Below are 17,836 nucleotides of genomic sequence, written 5' to 3'. Positions count from 1 at the left end.
GAACCACCTCGGCGAGGTCGGTACTACCTCGGCGAGCCGGTGCCGACGCTCGCCGCGGCGGAGACCTCCCCGAGGACGACGGCGTCGATGAGCTGGCGCGCCCACGCGAGCACCTCCGCGCCGCGCAGGGGACGCCCGCCGATGCGCGCCGTCGTCGGGAACGGCACGAGGAAGGCGCGGATCGCGGGCTTGAGGATCGTGCCCGGGTAGAGGCGCTTGAGGCGCAGCTGCGCCGACTCCGCGAGGTCCACCGGCGCGAACCGGACGAACTTGCCCTGGGCCGTGACGTCCGTGAGGCCCGCGCGCCGGGCGTGGTTGCGGAAGTCCGCGACGTCGAACAGCGCGGACGCGACGTCGGGGAGCTTGCCGTAGCGGTCCACCAGCTCGGCCCGCACCTCCGCCAGCCCGGCCGCGTCCTGCGCCGCGGCGATCTTCTTGTACGCCTCGAGGCGCAGCCGCTCGGTCGCGATGTACGACTCGGGCAGGTGCGCGTCGACGGGCAGCTCGATGGTGACCTCGGGCTGCTCCTCCTCGCGCTCGCCGCGGAACGCGGCCACGGCCTCGCCCACCATGCGCACGTACAGGTCGAAGCCGACGCCCGCGATGTGGCCCGACTGCTCGCCCCCCAGCAGGTTGCCCGCGCCGCGGATCTCCAGGTCCTTCATGGCGATCTGCATGCCGGCGCCCAGGTCGGTGTGCGCCGCCATCGTGGCCAGGCGGTCGTGCGCGGTGTCGGTGAGCGGACGCTCCGGCGGGTACAGGAAGTACGCGTACGCGCGCTCGCGGCCGCGGCCCACCCGCCCGCGCAGCTGGTGCAGCTGCGACAGGCCCAGCACGTCCGCGCGCTCCAGGATGAGCGTGTTGGCGTTCGAGATGTCCAGACCGGTCTCGATGATCGTGGTGCAGACCAGCACGTCCAGCTCCTTCTCCCAGAAGGCGCGGATCACCTGGTCGAGCTGGTGCTCGCTCATCTTGCCGTGGGCCACGCCGATGCGGGCCTCGGGGACGAGCTCCGCCAGGCGGGACGCCGTCTTCTGGATGGTCTCCACCTTGTTGTGCACGTAGAACACCTGGCCCTCGCGCAGCAGCTCGCGGCGGACGGCGGCACCGATCTGCTTCTCCTCGTACGCCCCCACGTAGGTGAGCACGGGATGGCGCTCCTCCGGCGGGGTGGCGAGCGTCGACATCTCGCGGATGCCGGTCACGGCCATCTCCAGCGTGCGCGGGATCGGGGTGGCGGACATCGCCAGCACGTCCACGTTGGTGCGCAGCTGCTTGAGCGTCTCCTTGTGCTCGACGCCGAACCGCTGCTCCTCGTCGACGATCACCAGGCCGAGGTCCTTGAACCGCACCGACCCGGTGAGCAGGCGGTGGGTGCCGATGACGATGTCCACGGTGCCCTTGCCGAGGCCCTCGACCGTCTCCGCCGACTCCTTGTCGGTCTGGAAGCGCGACAGCGCCCGCACCGTGACGGGGAACCCGGCGTACCGCTCGGAGAACGTGTCGAAGTGCTGCTGCACCAGCAGCGTGGTCGGCACCAGCACGGCCACCTGCTTGCCGTCCTGCACCGCCTTGAACGCGGCCCGGATCGCGATCTCCGTCTTGCCGTAGCCGACGTCGCCGCACACCAGGCGGTCCATCGGCACGGCCTTCTCCATGTCGGCCTTGACCTCGTCGATCGTCACGAGCTGGTCGGGCGTCTCGACGTACGCGAAGGCGTCCTCCAGCTCGCGCTGCCACGGGGTGTCCGGGCCGAACGCGTGCCCCTGGGTGGCCATTCGGGCCGAGTACAGGCGGATGAGCTCGCCCGCGATCTCCTTGACGTGCTTGCGGGCGCGCGCCTTGGTGTTCTTCCAGTCCGCGCCGCCCATCTTCGACAGCGACGGCGCCTCGCCGCCCGTGTACTTGGTGACCTGGTCGAGCTGGTCCATCGGCACGAACAACCGGTCGCCCGGCTGGCCCCGCTTGGACGACGCGTACTCGATCACCAGGTACTCGCGCGTCGCGGCGTTCGCCCCCGCGCCGAGCGTGCGCTGCACCATCTCCACGAACCGGCCCACGCCGTGCTGCTCGTGCACCACGAAGTCGCCGCCGCGCAGCTGCAGCGGGTCGACGACGTTGCGCCGCCGGCTCGGCATCTTGCGCATGTCACGGGTCGTGGAGCCCTGCCGGCCGGTGAGGTCGGACTCGCTGAACACCGCGAGCTTCAGGTCGGTGGCGACGAAGCCCTTGCCGACCAGCGCCGGCGCGACGAGGACGACGCCGCCCTCCGGCTCCTCCCCCAGCTCGGCGACCATCCGCGCCGCGGTGTCCTGCGCGGACAGCTGCTCGACCATGCGCTTGGCCGGGCCGTGGCCCTCCGTGGTCAGGAGCAGCCGCCAGCCCCCGCGCTGCAGCGTCTGGACGTCGTCGAGCGCCCGCTGCAGGTCGCCGCGGTACGACTCGACGTCGCGCGCGCCGACCGTGAAGGTCGTGACCCCGTCCACCTCGGCCTCGGCCTCGGTGCCCTCGTCGCCGCCCGCGTCGAGCGCGAACGACGACAGCGTCCACCAGCCCAGCCCGCGGCGGGCCGCGACGTCGCGCACCTCGGCGAAGGTCTCGAACGACGCCGCGGACAGGTCGATCGGGGCGGCCCCGCCGGCGACGGCGCCCGTCCAGGCCGCGGCGAGGAACTCCTCCGTGGTGGCGACGAGGTCGTGCGCGCGACGACGGACCCGCTCGGGCTCGTCGATGACCAGCAGGGCGTCGTCGGGCACCAGCTCCAGCACCGGCACCATGCGGTCCACGAGCACGGGGGCGAGCGACTCCATGCCCTCGACGGCGACGCCCGCGGCGAGCTTGTCGAGCATCTCGATCGCGCCCGGCAGCCGCTCCACCAGGCCGGCGGCACGCTCCCGCACCGTGTCGGTGAGCAGGATCTCGCGGCACGGCGGGGCCCACAGCCCGTGCTCGGCGATCTCCAGGGACCGCTGGTCGGCGACCGCGAACCAGCGGATCTCCGTCACCTCGTCGCCCCAGAACTCCAGGCGCAGCGGGTGGTCCTCGGTGGGCGGGAAGACGTCGAGGATGCCGCCGCGGACCGCGAACTCGCCGCGTCGCTCGACCATGTCCACCCGCGAGTACGCGGCGGCGACGAGGCGGTCGGAGACGTCCGTGAGGTCGGCGGTGTCCCCGGTGTGCAGCTCGACCGGCTCGAGCTCGCCCAGCCCGTCAACGACCGGCTGCAGCAGCGCGCGGGCCGGCATGACGAGCAGCCGGATCGGGCCGGTGAGGCCCGGCTCAGGTGCCGGGTGGGCGAGGCGGCGGAACACCGCGAGCCGCTTGGCCACCGTGTCCGCCCGGGGCGACAGCCGCTCGTGCGGCAGGGTCTCCCACGCGGGCAGGACGGCGACGTCGTCGGCCCGGTCGTCGGGCAGGTAGGCGCGCACGGACGCGGCGAGCTCGTCGGCCTCGCGCCCCGTGGCGGTGACGACGACCAGCGGCCGACGCTCGGCCGCCGCGGCCAGCAGCGGCGCGCGCACACCGACCGGCCCGACGACGTCGGCCAGGCCGCGCGCCCGGACGTGCTCGAGCGCGGCGGAGGCGCCGGGGTCGGCGAGGAGGGCGGGGACGATGCCGGTGAGGTTCATGCGGGTCCTTCGAGGCGGTCTGCGGCACGAGGCGATCGAGACGGAGCCCGGCGTGCGGGCACGACGACAGGCCCAGCTCTCCCCGGGACGCACCGGATCCCGGGGCGAGGCCGCCTCGGAACCGGGCGCCGGCAGGGCGCCGGGCGTGCCGCACCAGACTACGCCGACCCTCCGACGTCGGCCGGGGGCCTGCCCGCGGTGCCGCGACTACCTCGCGCGCCTCCGCACTACCTCGCGGACACCCGAACTACCTCGGCGGTCAGCTGCCCGGGATGCGGCTGGTCAGGTCCTCGGGGAGCTGGTCGAGGATGCCGTCGGGGAGGCGGTCCAGGAGGTCCTCGCACGAGACGGGGTCGCCCGCCTGGCACTGGCCGCCGAGCTCCTGGAGCTGGTCGGCGTCGCCGAGGGTGCCGGCGAGGTCCTGCAGGTCGCCGAAGCTGAGGTCGCCGGTCAGGCCGCCCAGCAGCAGGTCCGGCACGGACAGGTCGGTCTGCGTGAGCTGCTCCGCCTCGTCCAGGGCCTGCTGGATGTCGTCCCCGTAGGAGTTCCAGAGCCAGAGCCCGGTGATCACGACGATGGCCGTGAACACCACCTGGATCGAGCCGAACGCGATGCCGGTCTTGGCCATGCCCCGCCCGCCCGAGCGGCGACGACGGGTCCGGTCCAGGCCGACCCCGCCCAGGATGATCGCGAGCACCCCCAGCAGCGGGACGACGAACCCGAGGACGCCGGTGATCAGCGCCGCCACCGCGGTCGGCTCCGTGCCACGACGGGGCGGCTCGGACACCGGTCGGCCCGGGCCCGCCGGGGCCCCGTGGGCGGGCGCGGGCGCCGCTCCCCACGGCGACGGGGCGGCGGCGCGCGGCGCCGCGGGTGCGGCGGGTGCCGGGGCCGGCCGCGAGACCGGGGCCGAGGGCTGAGGCGCCGCAGCGCGGGGCGCCGGCGCGTGCGGGGCGGGCGTCGTGGTCGGGGCCGACAGCGACGCCACCGGCCGTGAGGACGTCCGTCGCGGCGGCGCGGCGTTCGACAGCACCTGCGTGCCGTCCTCGTACCCACCCACCGATTGCGCCGGAGGCAGCACCTGCGTGCCGTCCTCGTACCCGCCCACCGACCGCGCCGGAGGCAGCACCTGCGTGCCGTCGTCGTACCCGCCCAGCGCCTGCGTGGGGGGCAGGACGGCCGTGCCGTCGACGTAGCCGCCGAACTCCTGCGCGGACGGCAGCACCGTCGTCCCCTCGCCCCGGCTCCCCGGCGCCGGCGGCAGCACCTGCGTGCCGTCGTCGTACCCACCCAGCGCCTGCGTGGGAGGCAGCACGGTCGTGCCGTCCTCCTGCGGCGGGATCGCCCGGGTGGGCGGTGCGTCGTGGGGGTCGTACCCGCGCGGGTGGCTCATGGTCCTCCTGGTCGTGGTCGGCCTCGGCGTCGCGGACGGTCGGCCCGCCGCCCGGCCGCGATGCTACCCACCCCCGACGGCCGCCCGGCCGTCCTGACCGGCCTCTTCGCCGGACCCCCACACGACCGGCGGCCGGCGACCCCACCCGCGAGGGCAGGGCCGCCGGCCGGGCGGCGGCTACCGCCGGGCGGGGGTGACCGGCGCGCTGACGACGGTGACGTCGTCCAGCCCGCGGGCGTGCGCCGTGACCTCGACGCTCACCTCGTGCCCGATGTCCGTGCCGCGCACGCGGAGCTCGGCAGCGTCGCCGGGGCGCCGGACCGGCTCGCCGTCGAGCAGCCACCGGTACGTGTACCGCACGCGCTCGCCGTCGGGCGACGTCCACTCCCCTGGATCCGCCACGAGGACGGCGCCGGGCCCGGTGCCCTTCCGGTCGTCAGGGACGACCCTCGGGGCCACGACGTTCACCAGGCCGCCGGGCTCGGGCTGCTCCGCCGCGACGAGCCGGCCGACGCCCCAGCGGGCCGTGGACTGGTAGCCCGTGCCCGTGGGGTCGGCCCAGTCCCGCACGGCGGTGCGCGTGCCGGCCGTGCCGTCGTTGACCTGGAAGTCCAGGCCGTGGAACGTGCCCGCGCCGCCGGTGCCGAGCAGGTCGACCGCCGCCTCGACGACGTACCCGCCGTCGACCGCCGCGGTCGCCGACGTCAGCCGCGCGGCCTGCGCCGCCTCGTCTCCCGTGCCGAACGACGTGACGTTCTCGGCGCTGATGCGGATCTGCGTGTCGACGTCGCGGTAGGCGCCGTTCTTCGCGTTGCCGGCGTCCACGAAGATCTCCACCGAGTCCTGCACCCACGGGTCGGAGCCGCTGACGTCGACCGTCGGGTCGGCGACCTCCGCGAGCACGTACAGCGTGTCGCCCGACCAGAGCGTGCGCACCGTCGCGGTGGCGCCGCCGTCGCCCTCGATCTGCCGGTCGGTGGTGACCACGGAGGCGTCGGCCCACGCGTCGTCCACCACGCCGTCGACCTGCGGCGGCGCGGCGGCCTCGGCCACCTCGAGGTAGCTGAGCTCCTCCAGGAGGTTCAGCGTGCCGAGCGACCCCGGCGTGTTCCAGCCGGTCGTCGTGTCGCCGTCGGCGACCTGCACGTCCAGGCCGAGGGTGTCGCCCTCGGCAGCGCCCGCCAGCGGCAGGTGCGCGACGACGACGTACCCGTCGTCGGACGGCTCGACGACGGCGGCCGCCCCGTCCGGGCCGGTCACGGTGCCGTCGCGACCCACCGTGGTGGTCGCGCCGTCGACGTCGAACGTCACGGCGTCGGCGTCGTCCGCGCTACCGTCCGTGACGCGCACCTGCGCCGTGAGGTGGTCGGCGGCCCAGCGCAGCTGGAAGTCCGCCACCTGCTCCCCCGCGGCGCCGATCCCGTGCCGCGGCAGCCGGTCCCACACGGCCGACGACGCCGCGTCGTCGTCGAGCGGGACGTCGCCCGCGAAGACGTTCGCCGCGCGCAGCCGGGCGGGGAGGTCGCCGTCCACGGCACCGAAGTAGGCCGGCTTGGCCTGGTACCCGTCGTCGAACAGCAGGGGCGCCCCCGCGTCGGCCCGCCACGACCGGCCGTCCGTCAGGCCCCACACCGTGACGGAGTAGAGGTCGTCGGCGTGGGCGCGGAACATGCGGAACGCGTCGCGGAACCAGTAGCCCTGGTCCACCAGGCGCGCCTCGGTGACGGGGGTGCCGGTGGTGACGTCGAGCTCGGTGACGGCCTGCGTGACCGGCAGGTCCGCGAACCGGTCGAGCGCCGCCTCGAGGGCCGAGACCGGCGTCGACAGCGACACGTGGAACTGGTGCCCCACGCCGTCCACGGGGACGCCGCGGGCGAGTAGCCGCTCGACCAGCGCCCGGTAGCGGTCCTGCTTGCCCGACTGCTCGGTGTTGTAGTCGTTGATGAACAGGGCCACCGGGCGGTCGGTGCCCTCGGCCGCGTACGTGCGGTTGAACGCCTCGTCCGCGTACTCGAACGCGAGGTCGATGAAGTCCTCGCCGAGGATCCGGTACCACTCGCTGCGGCGCAGGCCGTCGTCGGGGTCGCTCGTGGCACCGTCGTTGACCACCTCGTTGACGACGTCGAACGCCGTCAGCGGGTTCTCGCCGCCGAACTCCCCGTAGTGGTCCGACAGCCACTGCGCGACGTCGAAGATGTGCGTGCGCAGCCGCTCGCGCAGGAACTCCTTGTCGGCCTCCGACGTCGTCAGCGGCGTCCCGTCGTCGGCCTGGAAGAACCAGTCCGGCGTCTGGCTGTGCCAGGCCAGGACGTGCCCGTACACGCGCAGGTCGTTCGCCGCGGCGTAGTCCATGAGCGCGACGGCGCCGGCGCTCGGGCGGAACCGGTGGTCGGCGTCGTACCAGGACTCGACCTTCATGTCGTTCTCGGCCGTGATCTGGTCGGCGTGCCGCAGCAGCAGCTCGGAGGCCGAGCCCGTGGTCTCGCGGCTGTCGATCGCGACGCCGACGGGGAAGTCCGTCGTGTCCTTGAGCGGCGTGAGGTCCTGCACCGTCGGCGGCTCGGGCACGGCGATCGTGACGTCGTCCAGCAGCAGGTCGCTCGTGTTGGTGCCGTTGTAGTCGGTCTCCAGGTAGAGGAACGACGTCTCGGCGTCGGGCACCTGGAAGGTCGCGGTGACCTCCGACCAGCCGTCGGCGGTGACGCCGGAGAACTGCGCGAGCGTCGCGTACGAGGTCTCCGCGCCCGTGGTGCTCGCGATCGAGAGCCAGACGGCGTCGGCCGGCTGGTCCGGCGCGAACCGCACCCAGGCGCTCAGGTCGTACGTGACGCCGGGCAGCAGGACGCCGGTGACGTCGCGCCCGATGCCGTCGCCCTGGCCGTCACGGCCCGTGACGAGGGCGGCCTGCGTGCCGCCGTGGGCGTCGTCGGTCGTGATCGCGACCTCCGGTTCGGTGGCGTCGCCCGCGCGGGGCACCCAGCTGTCCGGACCGTCCTCGAAGTCGGCGCTCAGCACCGTGCCGGCGAACGGCGGCGTGCCGCGGGGGAAGGTGAACTCCCAGCCGTCGGCGAGGCGCTCGGCCACGACCGTCCGCACGGCCGCGAGCGTGCCGGACCGGTCGCCGCCGCCGTCGTGCGCAAGGACCAGCTCCCCGTCGGTCAGCGCGGCGCGCAGGTTCGCGGTGAGGGTGTCGACGTCCTGCGTCTCCCAGTCCGCGATCGTGTGCGTGACGGCGAGCGGCTGCATGCCGAGGCTCACGGCGACGTCGGCGCTGGCGCCCCAGGACCCGTTGGGCGCGCGCCAGAACGGCACCCTCGCGTCGGGGTCGCCGAGGGCGTCGCGGATGATGCCGAGGTTGGCGACCAGGTCGGCGCGCACCTCGTCGGCGGTCCACGAGCCCATGTCGGCGTACGACGTCGAGTGGTTGCACAGCACGTGGCCCTCGTCGACGATCCGGCGCAGGAGCTCCGCCCCGCCGTCCGCCTGGACGTTCTGCCCGATGACGCAGAACACGGCGTGCAGGTCGTGCTCGGCCAGGAAGTCGAGGAGCGCCCCGGTGGTGCCGGGGTTCGGGCCGTCGTCGAAGGTGAGCGCGGCGACGGGCACGTCGGCCGCACTGCCGGGCAGCGCGGCGGCCACGGGCTGCGGCACCGGGTTCACCGCGCCGCCCGGGACGACGTCGCCCGGGTCGACGGGCGCGCTGCCGGTGACCACGAGGTCGTCCACGAGGAACGACGGGTGCGCGCCGTCGACCGGCGCCGCCTCGACATAGAGCTGGGCCGCCATGAGGTCGGACGGCATCGTGTACGTGCCGCCGACGCGCACCCAGCCGTCGGCGGACGCGTCGACCGCCCCGCCGACCCAGGTGTAGGCGTCACCGTCGGCCGACGTCTCCTGGACCGTGAAGTGCACCGCCGCGGTGCCCGCGGCCCCCGCCGGGAGCTTCACCCAGGCCTCGACGTCGTAGGTCCCGCCGGGCGCGAGCAGGTCGTCGACGGCGGTGGCCGGGCCGTTCCACTCGGCCGTCCGCCCCGTGACGGACAGGGCCCCGGCGCCCGTGCGGGCGTCGTCCGAGATCCCGAGCGTGACCGGGCCCCGTGGGCCCCACGGCTCGTACGTCGAGTCGAAATCGTTTTCCAGAACGACGGAGTCGTCCGCCGCCGCCATGCTCGCGCCCACGACGCCCGACACCACCGCGCCGCTCGCCATCACCGCCGCGGCCGCCGCGCCGGCGACCGCCCGTCTCACCCGTTGCCTCATCGTCGCTCCCTCGCGATCGGTGGGGCCCAGGCGTCGGCACGGCCGACCCCCGGGGCCGGCGGCGCGTCCCTGCGCCGCCGGGGACACCGTAGAGCGCCGGCCTCATTAGGGGCAACGGTTGAACGAAAACGGCCCGCCCGTCACCGCGCCAGGAGCGCCGCGGACATGTCGAACGCCGTCTCGAGGTCGCTCGGGTCGATCTGCGACACCAGCGCCACGGCGAAGACGAAGACCACGATCCACACCACGACCCCGATCGCGCCCAGCACGATGCCGGCGATCGCCAGCCCCTTGCCCTGCTGCCCCGTCCGGTTGACGCGCGTGAGCCCGATGATGCCCAGCACGATCGGCACCACCGCCAGGCCGAGGATGCCCGTGACCAGCGCCGCGATCGACCACCCGTCCGTGCCCGCCGACGGCGCGTACGGCTGGGCGTACGCCTGCTGCGGGTACGGCTGCTGGGCGTACGGCGGCGGGTACGGCTGCCCGTACGGCTGCTGCTCCGGCTGCTGCTGTTCCGCCTGCTGCGGGTACGGCTGGCCGTACGGCTGCTGCTCCGGCTGCTGCGGGTACCCCGGCGGGGTCGCGCCCGGCGGCGCGGGCTCCGGGGCCTGGCCGTACGGGTCCGGTGGCGCGGGCGGTTCCGTCCCGCCGGGCGGCGTGCCCGCCCCCGGGGCGTCCGGTCGCGGCTCGTCCTGGCCCGGCTGGGTGCCGTCGTCGTGGCTCATGACCGCTCCTCCTCGTGGTCGAGGCGCACCGGTCGGGCCGGCCGCCCCCGCTCCCCCACTATGCCGGAGAACGCCGCCGCAGGCGGGTTCACCCGAGCGTTCACCCTGGCGACCCGCCCCGGCGCCGCGCCCGGGCTGCCATCCTGGGACCGGCGGGCCGAGCCAGGGACCCGGCCCGCCACCCACCCCGGGAGGAAGCATGCGCGTCATCGTCGTCGGCGGCGGGATCGTCGGGCTCGCGACCGCCGCACGCCTCGCGCGCCGCGGGGACGACGTCACCGTGCTGGAGAAGGAGAACGAGCTCTCCGGCCACCAGACGGGCCGCAACTCCGGCGTCGTCCACTCCGGCCTGTACTACGCGCCGGGCAGCCTCAAGGCCCGGCTCGGCACGGCGGGGGCGGCCTCCATGACGCGGTTCGCCGCGGAGCACGGCGTGCCCGTCGCCGTCACCGGGAAGCTCGTCGTGGCCACCGACGCCGGCGAGCGCGACCGGCTGCGCACCCTGGCCGAGCGTGGCGCCGCCAACGGCGTCCCCGTCCGCGAGCTCGCCCCCGTCGAGGCCCGCTCGTTCGAGCCCGAGATCGCGTGCGTGGGCGCGCTGCGCGTCGAGACCACCGGGGTGGTCGACTACCGCGCCGTGTGCGCCGTCCTCGCCCGGCAGGTGCGCGAGGCGGGCGGGGTCGTGCTGCTCGGACGAGCCCTGCGCGGCGCCCGCGCCGGCGGCGCCACGATCCGGGCGACCGTCGAGGTGGTCGCCCTCGGCGAGCGCCACGACCTGGTCGCCGACGCCCTCGTGGTGTGCGGCGGCCTGCACGCCGACCGGCTGGCCCGGGCCTGCGGCGTCGACCCCGGCGCGCGCATCGTGCCGTTCCGCGGCGAGTACTTCGACCTCGCCCCGCGCGCCGCCGAGCGCGTGCGCGGCCTCGTCTACCCGGTGCCCGACCCGCGGTTCCCGTTCCTCGGCGTGCACCTCACGCGCGGGGTGCACGGCGAGGTGCACGCCGGGCCCAACGCCGTCCTCGCCCTCGCCCGCGAGGGGTACCGGCGCCGCGACGTCGCGTGGCGGGACGTCGTCGACGCGGCCTCCTGGCCCGGGCTGTGGCGGCTGGCCGGGCGCAACCTCGCCCCCGGCGCGGCCGAGGTGGCACGCTCCGTGTCGCGCACGCTGTTCGCCGCGTCCGTCGCACGCCTGCTGCCCGGCACCACCGCCGAGGACCTGCACCCCGCGCCCGCCGGGGTCCGCGCCCAGGCGCTGCACCGCGACGGCCGGCTCGTGGACGACTTCCTCGTGCGCACCGCGCCCCGGCAGGTGCACGTCATCAACGCGCCGTCCCCCGCCGCGACCGCGTCGCTGGAGATCGCGCGGCACGTCGAGGCGGAGCTGGACGCCACGATGGCGGCCACGCGCTGACGGCACCGGGGCGACAGGGCGGCATGACGGACGGACCGCGGCGCGGCCGCCGCGCGCTCGTGGTGTCCGCGACCTCGGCCCTCCTCTGCGCCGCCCTGTACGCGCTCGCGGTGCTGACGGCACCCGGCCAGCGGGCGGACGTCGCCGGCCTGGCCCTCCTCACCGCCCCCGAGCCGCACCTGGCCGGCGCCGCACGCCTGGTGCGCGCCCTGGCGCCCGTCGCCGCGGCCCTCCTCCTGGTCGCGGCGGGCCTCGTGGCAGTCCGGCGTCGCGCCGGCGGGCGCGTGGTGGCGGGCGCCGCCGGGCTCCCGGTGGCCGTCCTGGCCCTCGCCACCGTGCTGCGTGACGTCGTGCTCCCCCGGCCGTCCCTGGGGGTGCACGGCGACGTCCTCAACACCTTCCCCAGCGCGCACACCGCCACGCTCGCGGCCGCGTGCGTCGCCGTGGTCCTCCTGCTCGGGCGGCGGCCCGGCCGCGGGGCGACGGCCCTGCTCGCCGCCGTCGTGCTCCTCACCGCCTGGGCGAACGTCGCCACCCAGGCCCACCGGCCGAGCGACGTCGTGGGATCGCTGCTCCTGGTCGGCGTCGTGGCGCCGTGGGCCGCGCTCGCCGCCCGCCCGCGCCCCGGGCAGGCTCAGCCGGCCCCCGAGTCGACGAACCGGAGGTAGTCCTCCCGGGCCCGCGCGTCCGGGACGTCGAGCCGCAGGGCCTTCTCCCCGGCGTCGGGCCGGCCGCTCCGCAGGGCACGCTCGATCCGGCGGTCCCGGACGGCGTCCGCCACGAGGGTCGTGGCCGTCCCCCACGCGCCCGGCCGGGCCCCGGCGTAGAGCCGTCCGCCGCGGTGCCGGTCGCCGGGCAGGTCGGGGAAGCCGTGGCGGCGGTCGAGCGCGGCGGCGGCACCCCGCAGGACCCGGGGCGGGCGCAGGCCCGTGTCGTGCAGCGCCTCCCGGGCGGGGCCGCCGAGCACCCGCGCCGCACGGTCGACGACGAGCGCCACCGGCGCCTCGAGGCGCATCTCCCGGGCGCGCCCGCCCACCTCGCGCCGCACGCCGTCGCACGCCGCCACGGCGCCGGCGACGTCGACGAGCCACAGGAGCCGGCCGGCGCCCGCCTGCGCCGCGTGGAACGCCAGGACGAGCACCGAGTCGACCGCGTCGAAGGTCGGCACGTGCCGCCCGCCGCCCAGGTCGACCGGGCGGCGCCGTCCGATCATCGCCCCGGGGTCCGTCCTGAAGCGCCGCCGCAGCCCGTGCGGCACGGCGATGTCCCAGTGCAGGTCGAGGTGGACGCCGAGCGGGCCGCGCATCGCGTACTCCGCGCGCCGCTCGCGCACCATGAGGGGCCAGTTGCGGTCGACCCCCGTGCACCCCGCGTCCTCCAGCGTCTCGACCGCCGCCCGGAAGGCCTCCCGCGGCACGTACATGTCCAGGTCGTAGTACTCCCGCATGTCGGGGGCGGGCCAGAGCGCGGCGGCCGCCGGCCCCTTCGCCACCGCCCAGGGCACCCCCGCACGGTCGAGGGCCGCGCCCAGGGCGGCGAGTTCGGCGAGCGCGCTCAGGTGCCGCACGACCTGCTCGTCCCGCGCGCGCCGCAGCGGCCCGCGCCACGGCTCCGGGCAGTCCGGGCGGGCCGCGACGTGCTTCGCCACCGCGGGCAGCACCCGGTGGTCCTGGGCCGCGTCGGCCAGGAGCTCCAGCCGGACGTCGTCGAGGGGGGCGGGCGGCGGGCCCGGCCGGTCCTCGGGCGCGACGGAGTCCAGCAGGATCTGCGCCAGCGGTCGGCGCACCGTGGTCGGTCGTGCCCCCATCCCGGCAGGATAGGGAGCGCCGGGCGGGCGCGGGGCGCCCGCACCGGGCGAATTCTTGCCCGGACCGCCCACCGCCCGCCCCCGCGCGGCTAGCGTGTGTGAGGCCGGGCCGGGCCCCGGCACAGGACGGAGCGGTCGGTGGCAGACAGCGCGGTGGGCGGGACGCCGGAGGGCGACGAGCGCAGGGGGCGCCGCCTGCTGCGGCTGCTCGGCGGGTCCCTGCAGGTCTCCTGGCGCGCGAGCCGGCCCCTGTTCGCCGCGATGCTGGCGCTCCAGGTCCTCGTCGCGGGGGCGCTGGCCGGCCAGGTGCTCGTCGTCTCGGCGTTGCTCGACGTGCTGCTCGGGCTCGCCGACGGCACGGCCGGCATCGCGGGCGTCACCGGCCCGGTCCTCGCCCTGGCCGCCCTCACCGGCCTGGCCTCGGTCGCCGGCGGGCTCCAGGCCTCGGCACGCCGGGTGCTCGGTGAGCACGTGGCGCGGCTCATGGCCGAGGACGTGCAGGAGGTCGCGACGAGCGTCCCCCTCGAGCACTTCGAGTCGCCGGCCTTCTACGACCGGCTGCAGCGCGTGCGCGTCAACGCGCTCTCCCGGCCCTTCCAGGTGACCCAGGGCGTGTTCGACCTGCTGGGCTCGTCGATCGCGACGGTGGGCGTGGGCGCCGCCCTCGTGGCGCTGCACCCCGTGCTGCTGCCGCTGCTCGCGCTGGGCGGGCTGCCGCTGCTGGTCACGGGCCGGCGCGAGGGCAGGCTCGAGTTCGCGTTCAAGGTGGCGCAGACCACCAACGAGCGGGAGCGCATCTACACCAACTACGTGCAGAGCAGCCGGGACGAGGCCAAGGAGATCCGCGCGTTCCAGTCGGCGCCGTGGCTCCAGTCCCGCTACCGCGAGCTGTACGGCACCTACCTGGCCGACCTCGCCCGCCACGTGCGGCGCCGGGCGCTGACGAACGGCGTGGGCAACCTCGCGGCGGCGGTGGTGCTCGCCGGCGTGCTCCTGGTGCTGGCGTGGCTCATCACCCGCGGGGAGGTGACGTTCTCCGAGGCGGGCGCGGCCGTCGTCGCGGTCCGGATGCTCCAGGGCCAGATCCAGGGGATCTTCGGCGGCGTCCAGCAGATCTTCGAGTCGGGGCTGTTCCTCGACGACGTGCACGCGTTCCTCGCCGAGGGGCGGGCCGCGGCGCGTGCCGCCGACGGGAGTGAGGAGCCGCCGGCCGCCTTCCCCGGCGTCTTCGCCCGGGGCGTGTCCTTCACCTACCCCGGCTCGCGGCGGCCGGCGCTGCGCGACGTGGACCTCGCGCTGCGTCCGGGCGAGGTCGTGGCCCTGGTGGGCGCCAACGGCTCGGGCAAGACCACCCTCGCCAAGCTCCTCGCCGGCCTGTACGTGCCGACGGACGGCGTCGTCCTGTGGGGCGACCGTCCGCTGGCAGGGATGCGCGGCGCGGCCGTGCGCCGCCAGGTGGCGGTGATCTTCCAGGACTTCGTCCACTACGCCTACACGGCCACGTGGAACATCGCCCTCGGCCGTCCTGACGTCCCCGTCGACCACGAGCGCGTGCGGCGCTCGGCGCGCGTCGCGGGCGTGGACGCCGCCCTCGCGGGCCTGCCCGACGGGTACGAGTCGCGGCTGTCGCGCATGTTCCCCGGCGGCACCGAGCTCTCCGGCGGCCAGTGGCAGCGCGTCGCGATCGCCCGGGCCTTCTACCGCGACGCGGCGCTCGTCATCCTCGACGAGCCGACCGCCGCGATGGACCCGCTCGCGGAGCACGACCTGTTCTCGTCGCTGCGGGCCACGCTCGACGGGCGCACCGCCCTCTTCGTGTCGCACCGGTTCTCCACCGTGCGCTCGGCGGACCGCATCGTGGTGCTGGACGACGGCGCGGTGGTCGAGCAGGGCTCCCACGACGAGCTGATGGCCCTCGACGGCGCCTACGCGGAGATGTTCACGGTGCAGGCTCGTTCCTACCTGGACGGCGCGGCGGCCCCGGCCAGGGCACGCCCGGACGCCTCGGCCACCGACCGGACGACCTGAGCCCCCAGCCCCGGCGCGAACGGCGGCCCCCACGGCACGTCGGCGACCAGCACGGGGACGGTGCGGGCGACGTCGGCCAGGTGGCGCAGGTGCGTGCTCTGCACCCGGTCGTCCAGCCACCCGTGCAGCCGCGGGTAGCGCAGCAGCTCGAGGAGGGCCGTCGTGCCGGTCCGGCGGCGCACCACGAGCTCCCCGCCGTCCCGGTCCGGCTGCGGCACGACGACGGCCCGCAGCGGTCGGCGGTCGCGGGCCCCGGCGCCGAGCTGGAGCACGTGCCGCGCGTCGGCGCTCACGCGGCGCCCGGGCGCCCGCCCGGCGAACCGGTCGGCCAGCGTGTCGGCCCCCTGGCGCAGCCGCACCTCCGTGGCCCCCAGCCGCGCCGCGAAGCCGTCGTCGGTGCGCTCCAGGCGCAGCACGTCGTCGGTGACGAGGGCGGCGCCCTCGGCGCACAGCAGCGTGGCCATCGTGGACTTGCCCATCCCCGAGTACCCGACGAACGCGACGACCCCGTCGGCGTCCTCCACCGCGCTCGCGTGCAGCACCGCCTCGCCGCGCAGGTAGAGCTGGAAGGCGAGCATCCCCCCGGTGGTGAGCACCCGGCTCAGCCCGGGGTCCACGCCGTCCGCCTCCCGCAGCACGACGTGCCGCAGGTCCGCCGACACCTCGAAGTCGCACGCGTCGTGGAACCGCAGCAGGTAGCCGTCGGCGCCGAGGTCCCACGCGCTGTACCAGGGGTCGCCGGCGAGCTCGTGGTGCAGGACCCGCCGCCCGCCCGGCGTGCTGCGCTGGTCCGTCCCCGGGCCCGCGGCGATCACGACGTCGGCCCGGGAGGCGCCCTCCTCCGCCCGGTCCTGGTGCAGGTCGAACGGCGCCTCGACGATCAGTCCGTACAGCAGCTGGCGGTCCATGTCACGCTCCCTGGGTGGGGACCGCGAGCGGCCGGAAGCCGGCGCCGCGGTCCAGGTCGAGGTCCCGGCCGTCGACACGCAGCCAGGCGTGGGCCCGTACGACGCCGCTCGTCTTGGCGACGCCCAGCACGAGCTCGGGGCGGCGGTGGCGCAGCACCCGGCCGGCGAGGATCGCCGAGCGCAGGCACGTGCCGTTGACGCCGGGCAGGCGGAGCACCCGGCGCAGGACGCGCAGGCGCCGCACCTCCGCCGCGTCCAGCGTGCCGGGGTCGAGGTCGCCGGACGCGGGACCGGCGGACGCCAGCAGGGGCAGGTCGTAGCGCCGGGCGACGCGCGCCACGTCCCACCGCCGCAGCCGGCGCTCGAGCAGCAGCAGGGCGCCGAGGAGCCGGAGCGCGAGCGGGACGGCGGCCAGCCGGCGCCACGCCCCGGACGCGGTCACCGGACCGCCTCCGCCCCGACGGACGCCAGCCACGCCTGCTGCAGCAGCAGGCTCGTCGGGCCGGGCGGGAAGCCGGACAGCCAGGCGGCGCGGAGCCCGTCGACGTCGACCAGCGCGGGGTCGACGCCGCCCCCGCCCCACCGCAGGGCGAAGTCGCGGGTCGCGCCGCCCAGGTAGGCGCGGTTGAACGACGCCTTGTCCGAGCGGGCGCACACGGCGTCCGGCAGCAGCGAGCCGACGACGGCGCGCATGCCCGCGGTGCGGTCGGGGAAGCCCCACGGGTGCCGCGCGCCGAGCGCCCCGAGGAAGTCGTCGTCCAGCAGCGGGTGGGCGAGCGCGACGTCGTGCTCGGCGGCCACCTGCCCGAACGTGTCCAGGAAGACCCGGCTCGCGCGCCGGCGGCGCAGCCAGCGCAGCCCGCGCGGGTACGGCAGCGGCTCGGCCGCGGCGTCGCGCGCGATCTCGTCCGCGAGGCGCGCGGTCGTCTCGGGGCGCAGCCAGGTGAGCGCCGCCGTGGCGCGCGCCGCAGCACTGCGCTCCCGCCACCGCCGCCCGGGCAGCACCGAGCCCACGGCGGCCCGGCGGGGGGTGCCCGCCCGGCCCCTGCCGCGCACGACCCGCAGCAGTGCGCGGGAGCGGCGGTCGCCGAACACCTCGTCGCCGCCCTCACCCGTGAGCACCGCGTGCCCGCGCAGCTCGCGCAGCATCGCGTCCTTCACGTGCATGGTGGCGGGGAACAGCAGCCCCCGGCGCAGCAGGCTCTCCCGCGCCGCGTCGCCGAGCAGGTCGTTCTCGCCGCCGACGTCGAGCTGCCGCCAGGAGCTCAGCCCGAGGTGCCGCACGACCGACTCCTGCCAGGCCGACTCGTCCGCCTCGGCCACCCCCGGGTAGCGGAACGTGACGGGGACCGGGTCGGGCGAGCCGTCCTCGCGGGCGACCGCGGTCGCGACGGCGAGCACGGCGGACGAGTCCCGCCCGCCCGAGAAGGTGACGGCCACCGGCCGTCCTGCGGCCGCCCGGCGCACGGACGCCTTGAGCGCGTCCAGCGGCGCCCCGCCCGCACCGCCCGGCCGCGCCGGGGCGGGCACCGTCCCGGGCAGCCAGCACACGGCGACCTCGAAGGCCGTCGGGCGGTAGAAGGACGTCATCGTCGGTCCAGGCTGCTCGGGGGAAGGCTCGGGAAGGTCTCGCAGGACGCCGGAGGTGCCGGCCGCTCCGACGTCGGAACGA

General features: G+C 76.2%; 11 protein-coding genes. 3 read left to right on the top strand and 8 right to left on the bottom strand.

What is annotated here, in order from left to right:
* Positions 1-23: 23 nt before the first annotated feature.
* The 4 genes from mfd to ACH436_RS08050 form a co-directional block, all read right to left on the bottom strand.
* Positions 24-3,629 carry a transcription-repair coupling factor gene (gene mfd / locus ACH436_RS08065; RefSeq protein ID WP_430559676.1) on the bottom strand — a complete coding sequence of 1,202 codons (3,606 nt, stop codon included), beginning with the start codon at positions 3,627-3,629 and terminating at the stop codon, positions 24-26.
* Between the two features lie 259 nt (positions 3,630-3,888).
* Entirely contained in the window at positions 3,889-5,022 is a 1,134-nt protein-coding gene (locus tag ACH436_RS08060; RefSeq protein ID WP_430559675.1) for a DUF4190 domain-containing protein, read from the bottom strand.
* 177 nt (positions 5,023-5,199) lie between these two features.
* Positions 5,200-9,270, bottom strand: coding sequence for an endo-1,4-beta-xylanase (locus ACH436_RS08055; protein WP_430559674.1), 4,071 nt, complete (start codon positions 9,268-9,270; stop codon positions 5,200-5,202).
* A 152-nt stretch (positions 9,271-9,422) separates the two neighbouring features.
* The gene (locus ACH436_RS08050) at positions 9,423-10,010 is read right to left on the bottom strand and encodes a DUF4190 domain-containing protein (RefSeq protein WP_430559673.1); all 588 of its coding nucleotides are present in this window, start codon (positions 10,008-10,010) and stop codon (positions 9,423-9,425) included.
* A gap of 199 nt (positions 10,011-10,209) precedes the next feature.
* Here ACH436_RS08050 and lhgO point away from each other — a divergent pair, with 199 nt between their 5' ends.
* Positions 10,210-11,421, top strand: coding sequence for an L-2-hydroxyglutarate oxidase (gene lhgO / locus ACH436_RS08045; protein ID WP_430559672.1), 1,212 nt, complete (start codon positions 10,210-10,212; stop codon positions 11,419-11,421).
* A gap of 23 nt (positions 11,422-11,444) precedes the next feature.
* Positions 11,445-12,089, top strand: coding sequence for a phosphatase PAP2 family protein (locus ACH436_RS08040; protein ID WP_430559671.1), 645 nt, complete (start codon positions 11,445-11,447; stop codon positions 12,087-12,089).
* Here the strand turns inward: ACH436_RS08040 and ACH436_RS08035 are convergent.
* The gene (locus ACH436_RS08035; protein ID WP_430559670.1) at positions 12,056-13,228 is read right to left on the bottom strand and encodes a nucleotidyltransferase family protein; all 1,173 of its coding nucleotides are present in this window, start codon (positions 13,226-13,228) and stop codon (positions 12,056-12,058) included. The two genes, ACH436_RS08040 and ACH436_RS08035, sit on opposite strands and share 34 nt — an antisense overlap.
* Before the next feature lie 138 nt (positions 13,229-13,366).
* Between ACH436_RS08035 and ACH436_RS08030 the strand changes: the two genes are divergently transcribed.
* Positions 13,367-15,256 carry an ABC transporter ATP-binding protein gene (locus ACH436_RS08030; RefSeq protein ID WP_430559669.1) on the top strand — a complete coding sequence of 630 codons (1,890 nt, stop codon included), beginning with the start codon at positions 13,367-13,369 and terminating at the stop codon, positions 15,254-15,256.
* Here ACH436_RS08030 and ACH436_RS08025 read toward each other — a convergent pair.
* The 3 genes from ACH436_RS08025 to ACH436_RS08015 are packed head-to-tail and all read right to left on the bottom strand — an operon-like array spanning position 15,187 to position 17,754.
* The gene (locus ACH436_RS08025) at positions 15,187-16,164 is read right to left on the bottom strand and encodes a hypothetical protein (RefSeq protein ID WP_430559668.1); all 978 of its coding nucleotides are present in this window, start codon (positions 16,162-16,164) and stop codon (positions 15,187-15,189) included. The genes ACH436_RS08030 and ACH436_RS08025 overlap by 70 nt on opposite strands.
* Before the next feature lies 1 nt (position 16,165).
* Positions 16,166-16,606 (bottom strand): lasso peptide biosynthesis B2 protein, encoded by a 441-nt coding sequence (locus tag ACH436_RS08020; protein ID WP_430559667.1) that lies wholly within the window; start codon positions 16,604-16,606, stop codon positions 16,166-16,168.
* Positions 16,603-17,754: an asparagine synthase-related protein gene (locus tag ACH436_RS08015; RefSeq protein WP_430559666.1), complete on the bottom strand. Its 1,152-nt coding sequence runs from the start codon at positions 17,752-17,754 to the stop codon at positions 16,603-16,605. Before ACH436_RS08015 ends, ACH436_RS08020 begins: the two co-directional genes overlap by 4 nt.
* Positions 17,755-17,836 lie beyond the last annotated feature (82 nt).

It is taken from the genome of Isoptericola sp. NPDC019693, assembly GCF_044389085.1.
Classification (GTDB): domain Bacteria; phylum Actinomycetota; class Actinomycetes; order Actinomycetales; family Cellulomonadaceae; genus Isoptericola.
This window is presented reverse-complemented; position numbering and strand designations above follow the sequence as displayed.